A 19051-nucleotide genomic window follows, 5' to 3' on the forward strand; every position below is an offset into this window, starting at 1 on the left:
ATTACATGGAGCAACAAGAAAATCAGAATAGAAAGCTGTTGTTAATCGGTCTAGTTATTGCCATGTTATTTGCTGCATTAGATGGAACAATCGTTGGTACAGCAATGCCGCGAATTGTTGGCGATCTAGGCGGATTAAGTTTAATGACATGGTTAACAACGGCATATATGTTAACATCAACAACAGTTGTACCAATTGCAGGTAAGTTAGCGGATTTATTAGGACGTCGTAACGTATATATTACAGGATTAATCATTTTTATGGTTGGTTCAGCACTTTGCGGTATGGCGAATGGTATGACTGAGTTAATTATTTTCCGTGGTATTCAAGGGCTTGGTGGCGGTATTATGATGCCAATGGCGATGATTATTATCGGGGATATGTTTACAGGGAAAGAACGTGCGAAATGGCAAGGAATCTTTGGAGCGTTATATGGTCTTGCTTCCGTAATTGGACCGCAAGTGGGCGGTTGGATTGTTGATGCTGTCAACTGGAGATGGGTATTCTATATCAACTTGCCAGTCGGTATTTTGGCGACAATCTTTATTGCAATGGGATTAAAAGGACATAAACAAACAGGTCCAATTAAAATTGATATCGCTGGTATTTTCACGATGATTCTTGGTGTTGTGACTTTATTACTTGCACTAACGTTTGGCGGGAAAGACTATGCTTGGGATTCTTGGCAAATCATTGGATTATTTGCACTTGCTATCATTGGTATAGTAAGCTTCATCATTGTTGAAACGAAGGCGGAAGAACCAATTTTACCAATGCATTTCTTTAAAAACCGTACATTTACACTATTAAATGCAATTGGTTTCTTTATGAGTATTGGAATGTTTGGTGCAATTATGTTCGTTCCATTCTTTATGCAAGGAATTGTTGGCGTAAGTGCGGCTGAATCTGGAACGATAATGACACCAATGATGATTACGATGATTGTGATGAGTATTATTGGTGGTCAGCTTGTATTAAAGGTAGGCGTAAAACCACAAATTATTACAGGTATGCTCATTATGGCTGGCGGTTTTTGGTTATTAACAACAATGGATATGCATACAACTAAACTTATTGCAACATCATATATGATGATTATCGGTTTAGGAATGGGTCTTGTAATGCCGACATTAACATTAGCATTACAAGAAAGTTTCCCGAAAAAGGATCTTGGAGTTGTAACATCTTCAAGTCAGTTCTTCCGTCAAATCGGTGGGACGTTCGGAATTACGATTTTAGGTTCTATTATGAATAATACGTCAGGTACAACATTGACAAATAAATTAGTTCCTGTACTAGATACATTCCCAGTAGAAGCGGGACAAATGGTAACGAAGTTTAAAGATATGATTCATACAGATCCACAAAGTTTATATTCTATGCTATTTAGCCCAGAAGCATTAAAACAAATGCCAGAAGCATTCTCAAATAGCATTGTACCAATTTTGAAAACATCTTTAGTGGATTCACTTCATAGTGTATTCCTAACAGGATTAGTCTTTATCGTAGTTGGTGCCGTATTTACAATCTTCTTACAAAAAATTAAGCTTTCTAATCGTAAAAAAGGTGCAGAAGAACCTGCTACTGAAGTAGAAGAGAAAGATACAAACGTATCTTTCTCATAATAAGAAAAAAGCATCGCCTTATGGTGGTGCTTTTTTAGTGTATAACATATAATCTTTTTTAGTTATAAATGATTGACGTATTTTTGTAAATGAGTTATATTATCTTCTGTAAACGGTTACATGAAATGGAGAGGGAAGAGAATGAGTACGATTAAAGATGTTGCGAAATTAGCAGGAGTATCTGTTGCGACCGTTTCCAGGGTGTTAAATAAGAACGGATATGTTCACGAAGATACATTAAAAAAAGTGGAACGAGCAATTGAACTGTTGGATTATAAGCCTAGTACAGTAGCACGTTCTTTATATAATAAAAAATCTCGCTTAATTGGTTTGGTTGTTCCAAATATCGTGAATCCATTCTTTCCAGAAGTTGCACGTGCCGTAGAGGATGTAGCACATAAGCAAGGATACACAGTTGTACTTTGTAATTCTGATGAAAGTTTAGAGAAAGAGAAACAATATATTGATGTGCTCAGACAAAATAATGTTGATGGGTTTATTGTGGCAACGAACCCACAAAATAGTATGAATTACATGAACTTGTCTGTGCCAGTTGTGGCAATTGACCGCATGTTTAATGAGCGTATTCCGACGGTATATGCAGATAACTATGCGGGAAGTCAAGAAGCAACAAAGTTACTGTTAGAAAAAGGGTGTCAACATATTGCGCATATTCGTGGACCGCGCGATGTGAGTACAGCAAATGAGCGTTTTGAAGGTTTTGTAGATGTTATTACACAATATGGGCTTTCTTATATGATTGCAGAAAGTACGTTTGATCCGGCAGATAGCGAACGTGTGGCAATGGAATTGTTAGAAGAGTATCCGCATATCGATGGCATTGTAGCTGGAAATGATTTGATTGCCATTGGGGTAGTGAAAGCGGCATTACAAAAAGGAATTTCTATTCCAGATGATTTACAAATTATTGGATTTGATGGTATTTCTTTAACAGAAATGATGTATCCATCTCTTACAACAGTTGCACAACCTATTTATGAAATGGGACGAATTGCAACAGAATTATTGCTAGAGCAAATGGAAGGAAATCAATTAGAAACCGAACATTATCGTTTACCGATTGAAATTATAGAACGAAATACAACGAAGTAAGGAGATGAGATATATGCCAAACATTGCAGTAGTCGGCAGTATTTCAATGGATTTAGTCGCTGTTTCAAAAAAGCGACCAAAAGCAGGAGAAACAGTGATTGGAGAAACATTTCATACAGTGCCTGGAGGAAAAGGAGCAAACCAAGCTGTTGCCGCAGCTAGATTAGGTGCAAATGTGGCAATGGTAGGTGCTGTAGGAAATGATGATTATGGTAAGCTAGTTAGAAAAAATTTAGAGAATGACCGTGTTTTTATCGACTATGTGGTACCGGTTACAGATGAAACGACAGGAATTGCTCATATTGTTTTAGCGGAAGAAGACAACAGTATTGTCGTTGTACAAGGAGCAAATCGTCTTGTGAATGAACAAATTGTTGATCGTGCGAAAGATCTTCTTGTAAAAGCTGATATGGTTGTCCTTCAGCTGGAAATTCCGCTAGAAACAGTGGAATACGTTCTTGATATTTGTGAAGAACACAAAATTCCGGTTATGTTAAATCCAGCTCCGGCACAAGTATTGCCAGTAGATATTTTAGAAAAGGCGACGTATATTACACCGAATGAGCATGAATGCCGCATTGTATTAGATGATTTTACGTCACCAATTGAAGAGTTACTTGCGAAATATCCAAATAAGTTACTGATGACAGAAGGTGGGAAAGGTGTTCGTTTCTATAATGGTACAGAGATTGTTCATGTACCAAGTATTGATGTTGAAGTAGTGGATACAACAGGAGCAGGTGATACTTTTAACGGTGCATTAGCGGTTGCACTTTCCGAAGGTGAGACATTACAAAAAGCAATCCGCTTTGCAAACATTGCCGGTGGTCTTTCTGTAACAAAGTTAGGGGCACAAGGTGGTATGCCAACAAGAGAAAAGGTAAGAGAAGTGCAGGTGATTGTTGGATGAAGAAGCACGGTGTATTAAATAGTGAAATTGCTGCGGTACTTGCTTCCCTTGGACATACGGATACAATTGTGATTGCTGATTGTGGTTTACCTATTCCAGATGGTGTAAAGCGAATTGATTTAGCGGTAGAACTTGGAAAACCATCGTTTCTAGAGGTGTTACAAGTTGTGATAGACGACATGGCAGTTGAAAAACTAACATTAGCAGAAGAGATTACGATCAATAATGCAGAAGTAAACAGAGAAGTTGAAGCACGTTTAAAAGAAGCTGCTTTTGAATACGTATCGCATGAGCAGTTTAAAGAACGTACAAAACAGACAAAGGCAGTTATTCGTACGGGAGAAGCAACGCCATATGCGAATGTTATTTTACATGCCGGCGTGATTTTTTAATAAAGGGATGTGATGAGAATGCGTATTGAAATGAAAAATATTTCAAAAGCGTTCAATGGTAATCCTGTTTTAAAAAACGCACAGTTTAGTATTGAAACAGGAGAAGTCCATGCACTGATGGGGGAAAATGGAGCGGGAAAATCAACGCTCATGAAAATTTTAACAGGTGTATATACGAAAGATAGTGGTCAAGTCACGATTGATGAGCAAGAACGGACATTTAAAAACGCAAAAGAAGCTGAGGAATACGGAATTGCTTTTATTCATCAAGAGCTGAACATATTACCGAACTTAACAGTTGCTGAAAATATGTTTCTTGGGAAAGAGTTGATGTACGGCAAAACAGGCATTTTACGTACACGGCAAATGAATGGGTTAGCGCAGCAACAATTAGCAAGTCTTGGGCTTCACGTAAAAGGGGCTATGCTTGCTGGGGAATTATCAGTTGGACAGCAGCAAATTATTGAAATTGGTAAGGCCTTAATGACAAATGCGAGCGTTATTATTATGGACGAGCCGACAGCAGCCTTAACGGACCGCGAAATTGAAACACTCTTTACGGTTATTAATAAATTACGTAAAGAAGGCGTATCGTTCGTCTACATTTCACATCGCATGGAAGAAATCTTTTCTATTTGTGATGCTATTACGATTTTACGTGATGGGGAATATGTTGGAACGAGGTTAATTCCAGAAACATCATTTGATGAAGTAGTGAGTATGATGGTTGGTCGCAGCATCGGTGAGCGCTATCCGGAGCGCGATGCGAAGATCGGTGAAGTTATTTTTGAAATGCGTAACGCAACGAAAAAAGGGAAGTTTGAAAATATTTCGTTTCAAGTGAGAAAAGGTGAAATTCTCGGTGTCGCTGGATTAATGGGAGCTGGCCGCACTGATATTATGAAGGCGATATTTGGACATGAACCGTTAGATTCGGGCCAAATATTTATGAATGGGCAAGAAGTGAAAATTGATAGTCCAATTGATGCAATACGGCAGCGAATTGCCTTTATTACAGAAGATCGAAAATCAGAAGGGCTTGTCTTAGATTTTTCTATTCGTGAAAATTTAGCATTGCCAAATCTAGGGAATCTCTCAAAAGGTAGTGTGATGGATAAAGGAGTAGAAGCACAGTTCACAGAGAATATGATGAAGCTTCTCAATGTAAAAGCGGCAAATGGTGAACAAGCCGTCAAATCACTTTCTGGTGGAAATCAACAAAAGATTGTTATTGCAAAATGGCTAGGAATCCATCCGCAGCTGTTAATTTTAGATGAACCAACACGGGGCGTTGATGTTGGAGCAAAAAAAGAAATTTACTCTATTATGAACAAGCTTACAAAGCAGGGGGATGCGGTTATTATGGTTTCATCCGAACTTCCAGAAGTTTTAGGAATGAGCGATCGTGTCCTTGTTATTCATGAAGGAAAAGTAGGCGGTATTTTAGAGAAAGATAAAGCAACACAAGAGTCCATTATGGCATTAGCTACAGGGGGAGAGTAAGTTATGGCTAAAAAGGGGAATATATTGCAGCAGCTAGGTTCTTTAATTGGATTGGCACTGATTATTGTAGTTATTACAGCATTAAATCCAGCATTTATTGAAATACCAAATTTATTTAATATTTTACGCCAAGTATCGATTAATGCACTCATTGCATTTGGAATGACCTTCGTTATTTTAACTGGGGGTATTGACTTATCGGTAGGTTCTATTTTAGCATTATCAAGTGCACTTGTTGCTGGAATGATGGCAAGTGGCATGGATCCGTTCCTTGCAATGGCAGTTGGATTATTGGCTGGGCTTGTAATGGGAATTGTAAACGGTATCATCATTGCGAAAGGAAAAGTGGCACCATTTATTGCGACATTAGCAACAATGACCATTTTCCGAGGGCTCACGCTTGTTTATATGGACGGACGTCCGATCACTGGCCTTGGTGATCACTTAATGTTTCAAATGTTTGGCCGTGGTTACTTTCTTGGTATTCCCGTACCAGCTGTAACGATGATGATTGCTTTTGCTGCATTGTACTTTATTTTAAACAAGACAACGTTTGGTCGCCGTACTTTTGCAATTGGTGGAAATGAAGAAGCAGCGGCATTATCAGGTATTAATGTAACAAGAATAAAAGTAATGATTTATGGTCTTTCTGGAATTCTGGCAGCGCTTGCGGGTATCGTGTTAACATCACGCTTAGATTCTGCACAGCCAACTGCTGGTTCTTCTTACGAATTAGATGCAATTGCTGCAGTTGTATTAGGAGGAACAAGTCTTTCTGGTGGAAGAGGTTGGATTGTCGGCACGTTCATTGGTGTACTGATTATCGGTGTACTAAATAACGGTCTAAATTTATTAGGTGTATCTTCTTTCTTCCAACAAGTTGTAAAAGGGCTTGTGATCTTACTTGCTGTATTAATTGATCGTCGAAAAGAAGCATAATGGAGGGACAATTCATGAAAAAATGGTTACTTGTACTCGTTGCACTCATAGTGGTAATCACTGCTGGTTGTTCAATGGAACCACCGGAATGGGCGAAGGATTCTAGCGATAAAAGTCGAAATAAAACTATTAAAGTTGGATTTTCTATTTCAACTTTAAACAATCCATTTTTCGTTACGTTGAAAAAAGGGGCAGAAAAGAAGGCGAAAGATAGTGGCATTGAGTTAATTGCTGTTGATGCACAAAATGATGCGGCGAAGCAAACGAATGATGTTGAGGATTTAATTCAAAAAGGCGTTGATGTAGTTGTCATTAACCCAACAGATTCAGATGCAGTTGCTTCAGCAGTAAGTGCAGCTAATGCAGCAAACATCCCTGTTATTACAGTAGACCGCGTTGCAAACTCAGGAAAAGTTGTTTCACACATCGCATCAAATAATGTAGAAGGTGGAAGCATGGCTGGTGACTACATTCGTGAGCTTGTTGGTGAAGGTGCAAATGTTGCTGAGTTAGAAGGGATTCCTGGATCATCCGCTGCTCGTGAGCGTGGGAAAGGATTCCATAAAGTTGCCGATAAGGGGCTAAAAGTTGTTGCAAAGCAAGCCGCAGACTTTGACCGTGCCAAAGGATTATCAGTTATGGAAAACATATTGCAGGCAAATAATGATATAAAAGCAGTGTTTGCTCATAATGATGAAATGGCATTAGGTGCGCTGGAAGCATTAAAATCTGCTGGAAAAACAGATGTGGTTGTTGTTGGATTTGATGCCACAGATGATGCTGTGAAAGCGGTTAATGACGGACGTATGACAGCAACTGTTGCGCAAAAACCAGAATTAATCGGAGAGAAAGCGATGGAAACAGCAAGACAAGTGAACCAAGGTAAAAAAGTGGAAAAATTCATTCCGATTGAATTAGAGCTTATTAAGAAAAAATAAAATATAAACTTACATTTAGGAAGGAAGAAAAACAAATGAAATTTTTTATTGATACAGCAAACATTGATGAAATTAAAGAGGCAAATGATTTAGGCGTATTAGCAGGTGTAACAACAAATCCATCACTTGTAGCAAAAGAAGGCGTAGATTTCCATGAACGTATTCGTGAAATTTGCAGCGTTGTAACAGGACCTGTAAGTGCAGAAGTTATTAGCCTAGAATCAGATAAAATGATTGAAGAAGGAAAAGAATTAGCAAAAATTGCTCCAAACGTTGTTGTAAAAGTACCAATGACAAAAGAAGGCTTAAAAGCAGTAAAAGCATTCTCTGATTTAGGAATTCGTACAAACGTTACGTTAGTATTCTCTGCAGTACAAGCATTGCTTGCAGCGCGTGCTGGTGCAACGTACGTATCTCCATTCTTAGGTCGTTTAGATGATATCGGTCATAATGGTATGGACTTAATTCGCCAAATCGCTGATATCTTTGTAATTCATGACATTAAAACAGAAATTATCGCAGCATCTGTACGCCATAGCGTTCACGTAACAGACGCAGCATTAAACGGTGCGCACATTGCAACAATTCCGGCAAACGTAATTGGCGCATTAGTGAAACATCCGTTAACAGATCAAGGAATTGAGAAGTTCTTAGCTGATTGGGAGAAAACACAAGGGAAATAAAGTGAAACTTCCATCTGTGAAGGATTGGTCCCCGTTTATGAGGGGGAAACAAAAACTACCAAGGTTAGCATCACGTTAACCTTGGTGGTTTTTTTGTTTGTAAAATAATGAATAAAAGAATTTTCATGCAATTGTGCATATTGTCTTTTAAATTTTCTATCTAAGTTATTTAATATATAATAAATAACTCTTTTTTGTGAGTTTTTTTGATACGAGGTAAATAATCAGTACAGGGTCTGACCAGAGGACTGGAGGGCATGATTCTATAAGGGAATAATTACTATTCCATGATTATAGAACTATGTCTTTTTTATTGTATATAGAAGGGGGGATAGGTCTATATTATAGAACTTATATATATTGTGCATTCCATATTATCAATTGTCTAAATTTTAAGTCTTGTTACAATTAATAAGGGAGGAAATAGTAATGAAAAGAAAAACACCGTTTAAAGTTTTTTCATCTTTGGCAATCACGACAATGCTTGGTTGCACATTTGCACTTGGTACATCAGTAGCTTATGCGGAAACAACATCTCAGTCAAAAGGAAGTATTTCAACAACTCCAATTGATAACAATTTAATTCAAGAAGAGCGCTTGGCTGAAGCTTTAAAAGAACGTGGAACGATTGATCGATCAGCATCAAAAGAAGAGACACAAAAGGCTGTAGAACAATATATTGAAAAAAAGAAAGGTGATCAGCCAAATAAAGAAATTCTTCCGGATGACCCTGCTAAAGAGGCATCTGATTTCGTGAAAAAAGTAAAAGAAAAAAAGATGGAAGAAAAGGAAAAAGTGAAGAAGTCTGTAGAAAATGCTAGCTCAGAGCAAACGCCTTCACAAAATAAAAAACAGTTAAATGGAAAAGTACCAACTTCTCCAGCAAAGCAGGCTCCATATAATGGAGCTGTTCGTACAGATAAAGTACTTGTACTACTTGTAGAGTTTAGTGATTATAAACATAATAATATTGAACAAAGCCCTGGTTATATGTATGCGAACGACTTTAGTAGAGAGCATTATCAAAAAATGTTATTCGGTAATGAACCATTCACGTTATTCGATGGTTCAAAAGTAAAAACATTTAAACAATATTATGAAGAGCAGTCTGGTGGTAGTTATACGACAGATGGTTATGTAACAGAATGGTTAACTGTTCCTGGGAAAGCAGCAGATTACGGAGCAGATGGTAAGACTGGTCATGATAATAAAGGGCCTAAAGGGGCACGTGACCTTGTGAAAGAAGCCTTAAAAGCAGCAGCAGAGAAAGGATTAGATTTATCTCAATTTGACCAGTTTGATCGTTATGATACAAATGGTGATGGAAATCAAAATGAACCAGACGGTGTAATTGATCATTTAATGGTCATTCATGCTGGGGTTGGTCAAGAAGCTGGTGGCGGTAAATTAGGTGATGATGCAATCTGGTCACATCGTTCTAAATTAGCACAAGATCCAGTTGCAATTGAAGGGACAAAGTCAAAAGTTTCATATTGGGATGGAAAAGTTGCTGCACATGATTACACAATTGAGCCTGAGGATGGTGCAGTTGGCGTATTCGCTCATGAATTTGGTCATGATCTTGGTTTACCAGATGAATATGATACGAACTATACTGGAGCTGGATCACCTGTGGAAGCATGGTCATTAATGAGTGGTGGTAGCTGGACAGGAAGAATCGCAGGGACAGAACCAACAAGTTTTTCACCGCAAAATAAAGATTTCTTACAAAAAAATATGGATGGAAACTGGGCGAAAATTGTAGAAGTAGATTACGATAAAATAAAACGTGGAGTAGGTTTCCCTACATATATTGATCAAAGTGTTACAAAATCCAATCGTCCAGGTCTTGTACGTGTAAATTTACCTGAGAAAAGTGTTGAAACAATTAAAACTGGATTTGGCAAGCATGCATACTACAGTACAAGAGGCGATGATATGCATACAACATTAGAAACACCATTGTTTGATTTAACGAAGGCAGCTAATGCGAAATTTGATTATAAAGCAAACTATGAACTTGAAGCAGAATGTGATTTTATTGAAGTGCATGCGGTGACAGAAGATGGAACAAAAACATTAATCGATAAACTAGGCGATAAAGTAGTAAAAGGTGACCAAGATACGACAGAAGGAAAATGGATTGATAAATCATATGATTTAAGTCAATTTAAAGGGAAGAAAGTGAAATTGAAATTTGATTATATTACAGATCCTGCTTTAACATATAAAGGATTTGCAATGGATAATGTGAATGTAACAGTCGATGGAAAAGTGGTATTTTCAGATGATGCAGAAGGACAAGCGAAAATGAAGTTAAATGGTTTTGTCGTTTCTGATGGAACAGAAAAGAAACCACATTATTATTATTTAGAGTGGAGAAACTATGCTGGCTCAGATGAAGGGTTAAAAGTAGGGAGAGGTCCAGTATATAATACTGGTCTTGTTGTTTGGTATGCAGATGATAGTTTTAAAGATAACTGGGTTGGCAGGCATCCTGGTGAAGGCTTCCTTGGTGTTGTTGATTCTCACCCAGAAGCTGTTGTTGGAAATTTAAATGGAAAACCAGTATACGGTAATACAGGGTTGCAAATTGCAGATGCTGCATTTTCACTTGATCAAACACCGGCGTGGAATGTAAATTCATTTACACGTGGACAATTTAATTACCCAGGCTTACCAGGTGTTGCAACATTTGATGATTCTAAAGTATACAGTAACACTCAAATTCCTGATGCGGGACGAAAAGTGCCGCAATTAGGGCTGAAATTCCAAGTTGTTGGGCAAGCAGATGATAAGTCGGCAGGAGCTATTTGGATTCGTCGTTAATAGATTAGTAATAAAATAGAAAAGTACGTTCTTCGTAGAAAGAACGTACTTTTTTATTTTGTGTAATACACATTGTTTACCTATATACAGTCTATCAAATGGTGTAGGGAAAAGGAATATTTCCGAGGAAATTGTCGAGACATAGTTGGTATTTATACATTTTTTTGAAAAATGAGTGAAGAGTGTATCAAGATGATTGGTATAGAAGAAAGACGTGTTTCAGCAATTTACAATGAGTAGTATTCGGATACGATTATTACTGAAAAGTAAAAAAGAACAAGCGGAATTTTTAAATATATGAAATGAAAATACATTTTTTTGATATAGAGATAAATAGAGTTTACTCCTTTTTTTGTCGTTTATAAATACATATATTTCAAGTTTTTACTGATTTTGAATCTAAAAAAATAATTATTTATAAAAAACAAAATTATATATTGATTTTGTTTTTTATTTTGAGTAAAATTCAAAGGAATTAATTAAGATAGTGATAGTTTAATAGTTTAATTGAAATCCTTTTTTAGGAAGGAAATGTAGAGAATATTTGTAAAGTTATATATAGGGAGAGTAAAGTAATTGACAGCATTGAAAAAATTATCAGCTTTTGTGAAAAGTAGTATTGTTTTATTATGTGTAGCATGTATGTATTTTGCTATACCAACTGCACATGCAAGTGCGGAGACAGTTAAGATTTATCTTGATCCAGGTCATGGGGGAACAGATACAGGAGCGGTTGGAAATAGTTTACGAGAAAAGGATTTAACATTAGATATCGCATTACGTATTCGTAACATTTTAAATGCAGAGTATACAGGTCATGAAATTAAAATGAGTCGTACAAGTGATGTATATCCTACCCTAACACAGCGAACAACTGATGCAAATAATTGGGGAGCAAATTTCTTCTTATCTGTACATATTAACAGTGGTGGTGGCTCTGGTTATGAAGATTATAGTTATCCAAATGCAGGAGCACCAACTACGACTTACCAGAATATAATTCATCAGGAAATTATGAAAACAACTGACCTTGATGATAGAGGGATCAAAACAAATAATTTTCATGTGTTAAGAGAAACGAATATGCCAGCAGTATTAACTGAAAATGGGTTTATTGATCGAGCAGAAGATGCTCAAAAATTAGGTAATGCAACATTTAGAGAACAACTTGCAAGAGGGCATGTAAATGGTTTAGTAAAGGCATTTGGATTACAGAAGAAAACATTCTTAATTCGTGTGAAAACAGAAGAATTATATTATTATAATCAACCTGATTGGAATGCAAAGGCTGGTACTGTGAAAAAAGGTGATGTATTCACTGTTGTGGCAACGTTAACTGTAAATGGTTCAAAAATGTATAAGCTAAAATCAGGAAACTATATAACTGCTAATCCTTCATATGTTGAGGTTTTATAGTAAAGATTTGATTGAAAAGAGACAATGATGAGCTAATTCATCATTGTCTCTTTTGTTTTTCCTCTCACATAAATCATAGAAGCAAATGTTAGTAAAAATGCTGTTCCAATTACAAAGCTTACGCTCGGTGATGCCCCGATTGCTCCAACTGTGAAGGATCCAGCGACAACGCCTAATGAAAAGAATGCGTAAAATAATCCGAATGCTTTCCCGCGTTTATCCTCAGTTGTATTTTCAACGAGTAAAGCATTAATAGATGGGAAGAGGATGGCGAATCCAATTCCGTAAATCATCATAACAACAAAGAGCATACCTTTTGTTGTAAATATACCAAGTAATGATAAGGCAAGTGCCATGACTGCAATACCAATTAGCATCATTTTTGAACGGTCAAAGCGATCATAAATACGATTTGTTGGCAGTAAGAAGAAGAGGATGGCAGTAATCCCAAATACACTTAGCATCATGCCTGTTGTAGATGCTTTGAGTGCTAGTGCTTCTACTTTTACCGGTAACATATATGTGACGATTCCTTGTGAAAACATTAATGTAAAAGCGCCAATATATGCTTGTAATAATGGTTCGGATTTTAGTAATCCTATCATATCTTCTTTGTTCATCATTTGCGTCCGTGATGTGTCTTTTCTAGTCACATTGGTTGGTAATAAGAACAGGGATACGATTGTTCCGAATACCATTAAGATAGAAATCGTAACAAAGACCCACTCTACACCTGCGGTTGCTTTCATAATTCCACTGAAAGCAGGGCCAACGATAGCTGCTGTTCCGACAGCGGCACCAGATAGTGCCATTGCTTTTCCTTGTTTTGTAGATTTCGTTTGTTTAGATAGGAAAGTAAAGGCTGCAGGGATTAAGAAGCCATCACTAAATCCGTGTAAAAAGCGAACGATGAGTAATTGCTCGCCGCTTTGAACAACAGTATACAATAACACTATGAGACTCGTAATTCCCATACTCATATAGAGTACTTTCTTTGCGCCAAATTTATCAACAGATGCACCTGCGATAATATTGCCAATCATATTGGCAAACGAGTACATCCCTACAACGAGACCGATAATAAGAGGAGTTCCCCCGAGGCTTTGCGCGTAAGTACTCATAATTGGTAATTGTGAAAATGTATCTAAAAACGCTACGATAACAATAAAATAAATGAAATATTTCAAGCGATGTTCACCTCTCCTCTGCTATTATGGCATAATGCGAATTTCGCCTGCAATGAAATTGAATTAACAGATGTGGAAAAAAGTACAAAGTAACAAAAAAGTGAACTTTTTTTTGTTAAAATTTAGTGAAATCCAGATTGGTTTTTTGAAATATATGGATAAGAGTACTATAATAGATTGGTAAACTTCACCAGGTTAAGTATATATACATAGAGAGGGATGCATAAAATGAAAGCATTACTTTGGCATAATCAACGTGATGTAAGAGTAGAAGAAGTTCCAGAACCAGCTGTACGATCAGGAGCAGTGAAGATCAAAGTTAAATGGTGTGGTATTTGTGGAACAGATTTACATGAATATTTAGCAGGACCTATTTTTATTCCAACAGAAGAACATCCACTAACACACGTGAAAGCACCTGTTATTTTAGGTCACGAGTTTAGTGGTGAAGTTGTTGAAATCGGTGAAGGTGTTACGAATCATAAAGTAGGGGACCGCGTTGTTGTAGAACCTATTTATTCTTGTGGTAAATGTGAAGCTTGTAAACATGGTCATTATAACGTTTGTGAACAACTTGTTTTCCACGGTCTTGGTGGAGATGGCGGTGGCTTCTCTGAATATACTGTAGTACCAGCAGATATGGTTCACCATATCCCAGATGAAATGACTTATGAACAAGGTGCACTTGTAGAACCAGCAGCAGTTGCAGTTCATGCAGTGCGTCAAAGTAAGTTAAAAGAAGGCGAAGCTGTAGCTGTATTTGGCTGTGGACCAATCGGACTTCTTGTTATCCAAGCTGCTAAAGCTGCAGGTGCAACACCTGTTATCGCAGTTGAACTTTCTAAAGAACGTCAAGAGTTAGCAAAATTAGCAGGTGCTGATTACGTATTAAATCCAGCAGAGCAAGATGTGGTAGCAGAAATCCGTAACTTAACAAACGGTTTAGGCGTAAATATTAGCTTCGAAGTAACAGGAGTTGAAGTTGTACTTCGTCAAGCAATTGAAAGCACAAGCTTTGAAGGACAAACTGTAATCGTCAGTGTCTGGGAAAAAGATGCGACAATTACTCCAAACAACTTAGTATTAAAAGAAAAAGAAGTTGTAGGTATTCTTGGATACCGTCACATCTTCCCATCTGTTATTAAATTAATTAGCTCTGGTCAAATTCAAGCAGAGAAATTAATTACGAAAAAAATTACAGTGGATCAAGTTGTAGAAGAAGGATTTGAAGCGCTTGTAAAAGATAAAAAACAAGTGAAAATTCTTGTTTCACCTAAATAATATATAATATAGAAGAAAGTAGTCTTTTTCTAGAAATAGAAGAAGGCTACTTTTTTTGTGGATAGAAAGGTGATAGACTTTCCTTTGACTAAATTGTTTAAGTAGGAAGGGAGAGTTACATGGTTTCATTTTTACTAACTTTGAAACGAATGCTAAAAGCTTGTTCAAGAGTGTGGAAAGATAAAGAATTTCAAGTGTTATTTGTATTAACGATTATAACGTTACTATCAGGGACTATTTTTTACAGTACGGTAGAAGGATTACGCACGATTGATGCATTATATTTTAGCGTTGTTACATTAACGACAGTTGGCTATGGAGATTTTAGCCCGCAAACAGACTTTGGAAAAATCTTTACGATTTTCTATATTTTCATTGGAATTGGTTTAGTGTTTGGATTTATTCATAAGCTAGCAGTAAATGTTCAATTATCAAGTATATTATCAGGGCGAAAGAAAAAATAGAAGCAATCAGGATATGCACCTGATTGCTTCTATTTTTTACAATATTTTAGCTGTTTCTTTGCAGGAATTTAATATTCGTTTACTATAATGCAAATGAAACATATTATCCATAGAATTATAATAATGTGAATATTCGTATGATTTATTTTTTCAATAGAAATGAGTAGAAAGGTGGGATATTCTAATCGTAGGTTAACCATATGATTTGAATTACATATTCCAAGTAAATTAAATATAAACGGAGGTTTTCATATGAAAAAGAAAGTATTAGCCTTAGCAGCAGCTATTACATTAGTAGCACCATTGCAAAGTGTAGCATTTGCCCATGAAAATGAGGGCGGAAATAAGGTAAGAGTAATTCAATATTGGTCTGCTGAAGATAAACATGCAGAAGGTGTAAACTCCCATTTATGGATTGTCAATCGTGCAATTGATATTATGTCTCGTAATACAACGATTGTAAAACAAGATCAAGTTGCATTATTAAATGAATGGCGTACAGAGTTAGAGAATGGTATTTATGCTGCTGATTATGAAAACCCTTACTATGATAACAGTACATTTGCTTCTCATTTCTACGATCCTGATACAGGGAAGACATATATACCTTTTGCTAAGCAGGCAAAAGAAACTAGGGCTAAATATTTTAAACTTGCTGGTGAAGCCTATCAAAAGCAAGAAATAAAACAAGCATTCTTCTATTTAGGCTTATCGCTTCATTACTTAGGAGATGTCAATCAACCAATGCATGCAGCAAACTTTACAAATCTTTCTTATCCACAAGGTTTCCACTCCAAATATGAAAATTTTGTAGATACAATAAAAAATAATTATAAAGTGGCTGATGGAAATGGATATTGGAATTGGAAAGGAGTAAATCCTGAAGACTGGATTCATGGAGCGGCTGTAGCTGCTAAGCAAGATTATGCTGGTATTGTAAATGGCACTACAAAAGATTGGTTCGTAAGAGCGGCAGTTTCACAAGAATATGCAGATAAATGGCGTGCAGAAGTTACACTAACAACAGGAAAACGTTTAGTAGAAGCGCAGCGTGTCACAGCGGGATATATTCAGCTTTGGTTTGATACGTATGTAAATCGCTAGAACGCTTGGTTACTTCTTAGTTAAAAAACATATACGTATAATGATTCATGATCCAGTACAGGCAATCACTTCTATTGAAATAGTTAAAAAGTTTCTTCGTAAAGAAGAAACTTTTTTTGTTTAGACACAGGAAAATGATAGTTTCTTTCCAATATGTATAAGACATATATATAGAAGGGGAGAGAACAATGTGGAGCGTAACATATTTCAAAAGGTTCCCTTACCATGCGCATTTCTTGATGAAGAAGCGTTAGAAAGAAATATTGAGTCAATTGTTCAATTGTGCGGAGGAAAGAAAGTTCGTATTGCTAGTAAATCGTTACGATCTGTTCCAGTGATGAAGAAAATTTTAGCCTCTAATAGTTGTTTTCAAGGCATTATGTGTTTTTCACCACGAGAAGTAATATTCTTAATAAAACAAGGATTTAATGATTTGTTGCTTGGATATCCTGTACATGATGAACAAGCACTTCAAGAAATTAGTTTGCTTACAAAACAAGGATTTATAATCACTTGTATGGTAGATTGCATAGAACATATTGCTTATTTAGAGAAAATTGCAATAGAAACAGGTGGACGCTTTCGAATTTGTATTGATATCGATATGAGTAGTCATTTTTTTCAGTTTCATTTTGGTGTTAGACGTTCTCCTATACGTACTACCTCTGAGGCTTTAAACGTTATTGAAAAAGCAATTCAATCTTCCGTTTTACAAATAGACGGTGTAATGGGCTATGAGGCACAGATTGCAGGAGTTGGGGACGATGTACCAAAGCAAGGTTTTAAAAATAAAATAGTTTCTTATTTAAAGAGAAAATCTGTATTTGAAGTGATGGAACGTAGACAGAGCGTTGTACGAGCATTGCAAGAACAAGGAATTACACTTCGTTTTGTAAATGGAGGAGGCACAGGAAGTATAAAAACGACAATGCAAGATGAATCCGTTACAGAGATTACAATAGGTTCTGCTTTTTACTCCCCCAAGCTCTTTGATTACTATAAAGATATTAGATTTGAACCAGCTGTTGGCTTTGCGTTGCCGATTGTTAGACAACCAAGCCAACATATATATACTTGCCTCGGTGGCGGATATATGGCTTCAGGAGCAGTTGGGAAAGACAAACAGCCTGAGATTTGGGAGCCAAGTGGGGCAAAGTTGTTAGCTTTAGAGGGAGCTGGAGAAGTACAAACGCCCGTTTATTATGATGGTTCAGAACATCTAACGGTTGGGGATGGCATGTTATTTCGGCATAGTAAAGCCGGAGAACTATGTGAGCGTTTCTCATCGTTACATCGTATTGTAGGTAACAAAGTGATAGGGGAGTATTCAACATACCGGGGGGATGGCCAATGCTTTCTGTAAAAGGGCAGAAATGGAGAAATTGGGCAGGGAATGTAGAAGGGAATCCACAATATACGATGTATCCAAAAAATATACAAGATGTGATAGAAGTAGTAAAGTTTGCAAAGGAACAGGGAAAGAGAATTCGTGTTGTTGGATCAGGACACTCCTTTACACCTCTTGTTCAAACAGAGGAAATTCTAATTTCTTTAGATGAGCTACAAGGGATAGTAGACGTGGATTCACAATCATTCATAGTAGAAGTATGGGGCGGAACAAAGTTATATAACTTAGGAAAACTGCTGGAAGACAAAGGATACGCGCAGGAAAATTTAGGAGATATTGATTCGCAATCTATTGCAGGAGCAATTAGTACAGGAACGCATGGAACAGGTATTCAATTTGGTAGTTTGGCAACACAAGTAGTAGAAGTTACAGCTGTGCTGGCATCTGGAGAAATTATTGTTTGTTCTGAGAAAGAGAATCCTGAATTTTGGAAGGCATTTCAGTTATCTCTTGGTATGCTGGGAATCATTGTAAAAGTTAAATTAAAAGTCATTCCAGCTTATTCACTTATCTATGAAAGCAGAAAGGAATCGTTTTCTACTGTAATAAACAAACTAGAGAAATATAAGCAACATCGTCATTTTGAATTTTTTGTGTTTCCGTATTCAGATGATGTCCAAGTGAAAATTACAAATGAAACAGCAGAGAAAGGGATAGATTTAAAGTGGCATAAGATCAAGACAGAACTACTTGAAAATATAGCTTTTTCATTATTGTCTAAAGGATGCAAGTGGATTCCTTCTATAAGTAAAGGAGTTAGTAGACTGTCAGCAAAGGCAGTGCCGAGTGCGAAAACAATTGGTCCAAGTTATCAAATATTTGCTACATCTCGTAATGTTCGTTTTTATGAAATGGAGTATAGTGTCCCAGCGCAGTATATGAAAGAGGTAGTAGGGGAAATTTACAACCTCATTGAAAAGAAGAAATTCCAAGTTCATTTTCCAATTGAATGTCGTTATGTAAAGGGAGATGATATATGGATAAGTCCTGCTTATAGAAGAGATTCAGCGTATATCGCTGTGCATATGTATAAAGGAATGAAATATGCTGCGTACTTTACAGCAATAGAACATATTTTTCAAAAGTACGAAGGGCGTCCACATTGGGGGAAAATGCATACAATGCGATATGAACCATTACAATGTGTTTATCCAAAGCTAAACTCTTTCTTGGAAGTTAGAGAAAAGGTAGATCCAATGGGAGTGTTTTTAAATCCGTATTTGTCAAGAATGTTTTCTATTTCAGAAAAAAGCTGACAA

General features: G+C 36.7%; 16 protein-coding genes. 15 read left to right on the forward strand and 1 reads right to left on the reverse strand.

Annotation, left to right across the window (positions count from 1 at the left end):
• Positions 1–5: 5 nt before the first annotated feature.
• The 10 genes from JDS96_RS03720 (at position 6) to JDS96_RS03765 (ending at position 12348) form a co-directional block, all read left to right on the forward strand.
• Entirely contained in the window at positions 6–1625 is a 1620-nt protein-coding gene (locus JDS96_RS03720) for an MDR family MFS transporter (protein ID WP_199666070.1), read from the forward strand.
• 141 nt (positions 1626–1766) lie between these two features.
• Complete coding sequence (locus JDS96_RS03725; protein ID WP_033795879.1) at positions 1767–2738, forward strand: LacI family DNA-binding transcriptional regulator; 972 nt, start codon at positions 1767–1769, stop codon at positions 2736–2738.
• Between the two features lie 13 nt (positions 2739–2751).
• Entirely contained in the window at positions 2752–3648 is an 897-nt protein-coding gene (gene rbsK / locus JDS96_RS03730) for a ribokinase (RefSeq protein ID WP_199666072.1), read from the forward strand.
• On the forward strand, positions 3645–4040 hold the full coding sequence (rbsD, locus tag JDS96_RS03735) for a D-ribose pyranase (protein WP_199666080.1): 396 nt from the start codon (positions 3645–3647) through the stop codon (positions 4038–4040). Before rbsK ends, rbsD begins: the two co-directional genes overlap by 4 nt.
• 18 nt (positions 4041–4058) lie before the next feature.
• Positions 4059–5543, forward strand: coding sequence for a sugar ABC transporter ATP-binding protein (locus tag JDS96_RS03740; protein ID WP_199666082.1), 1485 nt, complete (start codon positions 4059–4061; stop codon positions 5541–5543).
• Between the two features lie 3 nt (positions 5544–5546).
• A complete protein-coding gene (locus JDS96_RS03745) occupies positions 5547–6482 on the forward strand; it encodes an ABC transporter permease subunit (protein ID WP_199666084.1) in 936 nt (311 codons plus the stop codon).
• A gap of 14 nt (positions 6483–6496) precedes the next feature.
• The gene (rbsB, locus tag JDS96_RS03750; RefSeq protein ID WP_199666086.1) at positions 6497–7420 is read left to right on the forward strand and encodes a ribose ABC transporter substrate-binding protein RbsB; all 924 of its coding nucleotides are present in this window, start codon (positions 6497–6499) and stop codon (positions 7418–7420) included.
• 35 nt (positions 7421–7455) lie between these two features.
• The gene (gene fsa, locus JDS96_RS03755) at positions 7456–8103 is read left to right on the forward strand and encodes a fructose-6-phosphate aldolase (RefSeq protein ID WP_003195186.1); all 648 of its coding nucleotides are present in this window, start codon (positions 7456–7458) and stop codon (positions 8101–8103) included.
• Positions 8104–8532: 429 nt separating this feature from the next.
• On the forward strand, positions 8533–10932 hold the full coding sequence (locus tag JDS96_RS03760; RefSeq protein ID WP_199666089.1) for an immune inhibitor A: 2400 nt from the start codon (positions 8533–8535) through the stop codon (positions 10930–10932).
• 576 nt (positions 10933–11508) lie between these two features.
• Positions 11509–12348: an N-acetylmuramoyl-L-alanine amidase gene (locus JDS96_RS03765; RefSeq protein ID WP_199666090.1), complete on the forward strand. Its 840-nt coding sequence runs from the start codon at positions 11509–11511 to the stop codon at positions 12346–12348.
• Between the two features lie 32 nt (positions 12349–12380).
• Here JDS96_RS03765 and JDS96_RS03770 read toward each other — a convergent pair whose 3' ends face one another.
• Positions 12381–13535 carry an MFS transporter gene (locus JDS96_RS03770; RefSeq protein ID WP_199666092.1) on the reverse strand — a complete coding sequence of 385 codons (1155 nt, stop codon included), beginning with the start codon at positions 13533–13535 and terminating at the stop codon, positions 12381–12383.
• Positions 13536–13763: 228 nt separating this feature from the next.
• On the opposite strand from JDS96_RS03770, the gene bdhA reads away from it, so the two are divergent.
• From bdhA to JDS96_RS03795, 5 genes are all read left to right on the forward strand, one after another.
• Positions 13764–14816 (forward strand): (R,R)-butanediol dehydrogenase, encoded by a 1053-nt coding sequence (bdhA, locus tag JDS96_RS03775; RefSeq protein ID WP_003195173.1) that lies wholly within the window; start codon positions 13764–13766, stop codon positions 14814–14816.
• Between the two features lie 119 nt (positions 14817–14935).
• Positions 14936–15280 (forward strand): potassium channel family protein, encoded by a 345-nt coding sequence (locus JDS96_RS03780; protein ID WP_199666094.1) that lies wholly within the window; start codon positions 14936–14938, stop codon positions 15278–15280.
• A gap of 252 nt (positions 15281–15532) precedes the next feature.
• On the forward strand, positions 15533–16384 hold the full coding sequence (gene cerA / locus JDS96_RS03785) for a phospholipase C (protein WP_199666096.1): 852 nt from the start codon (positions 15533–15535) through the stop codon (positions 16382–16384).
• A 190-nt stretch (positions 16385–16574) separates the two neighbouring features.
• A complete protein-coding gene (locus JDS96_RS03790; protein WP_003195167.1) occupies positions 16575–17747 on the forward strand; it encodes an amino acid deaminase/aldolase in 1173 nt (390 codons plus the stop codon).
• Entirely contained in the window at positions 17735–19048 is a 1314-nt protein-coding gene (locus tag JDS96_RS03795; protein ID WP_199666097.1) for a D-arabinono-1,4-lactone oxidase, read from the forward strand. The genes JDS96_RS03790 and JDS96_RS03795 overlap by 13 nt, the downstream gene beginning before the upstream one ends.
• Positions 19049–19051 lie beyond the last annotated feature (3 nt).

The sequence above is a fragment of the Bacillus cereus group sp. N21 genome, from assembly GCF_016483395.1.
Lineage (GTDB): Bacteria > Bacillota > Bacilli > Bacillales > Bacillaceae_G > Bacillus_A > Bacillus_A pseudomycoides.

Excerpts from the sequence above, each read along its gene's own strand:
- rbsD (WP_199666080.1), top strand. The coding sequence starts at position 3,645 with ATGAAGAAGCACGGTGTATTAAATAGTGAAATTGCTGCGGTACTTGCT.
- cerA (WP_199666096.1), top strand. The coding sequence starts at position 15,533 with ATGAAAAAGAAAGTATTAGCCTTAGCAGCAGCTATTACATTAGTAGCA.
- JDS96_RS03760 (WP_199666089.1), top strand. The coding sequence starts at position 8,533 with ATGAAAAGAAAAACACCGTTTAAAGTTTTTTCATCTTTGGCAATCACG.
- JDS96_RS03780 (WP_199666094.1), top strand. The coding sequence starts at position 14,936 with ATGGTTTCATTTTTACTAACTTTGAAACGAATGCTAAAAGCTTGTTCA.
- fsa (WP_003195186.1), top strand. The coding sequence starts at position 7,456 with ATGAAATTTTTTATTGATACAGCAAACATTGATGAAATTAAAGAGGCA.
- JDS96_RS03720 (WP_199666070.1), top strand. The coding sequence starts at position 6 with ATGGAGCAACAAGAAAATCAGAATAGAAAGCTGTTGTTAATCGGTCTA.
- JDS96_RS03795 (WP_199666097.1), top strand. The coding sequence starts at position 17,735 with ATGCTTTCTGTAAAAGGGCAGAAATGGAGAAATTGGGCAGGGAATGTA.
- JDS96_RS03740 (WP_199666082.1), top strand. The coding sequence starts at position 4,059 with ATGCGTATTGAAATGAAAAATATTTCAAAAGCGTTCAATGGTAATCCT.
- bdhA (WP_003195173.1), top strand. The coding sequence starts at position 13,764 with ATGAAAGCATTACTTTGGCATAATCAACGTGATGTAAGAGTAGAAGAA.
- JDS96_RS03725 (WP_033795879.1), top strand. The coding sequence starts at position 1,767 with ATGAGTACGATTAAAGATGTTGCGAAATTAGCAGGAGTATCTGTTGCG.
- rbsK (WP_199666072.1), top strand. The coding sequence starts at position 2,752 with ATGCCAAACATTGCAGTAGTCGGCAGTATTTCAATGGATTTAGTCGCT.
- JDS96_RS03745 (WP_199666084.1), top strand. The coding sequence starts at position 5,547 with ATGGCTAAAAAGGGGAATATATTGCAGCAGCTAGGTTCTTTAATTGGA.
- rbsB (WP_199666086.1), top strand. The coding sequence starts at position 6,497 with ATGAAAAAATGGTTACTTGTACTCGTTGCACTCATAGTGGTAATCACT.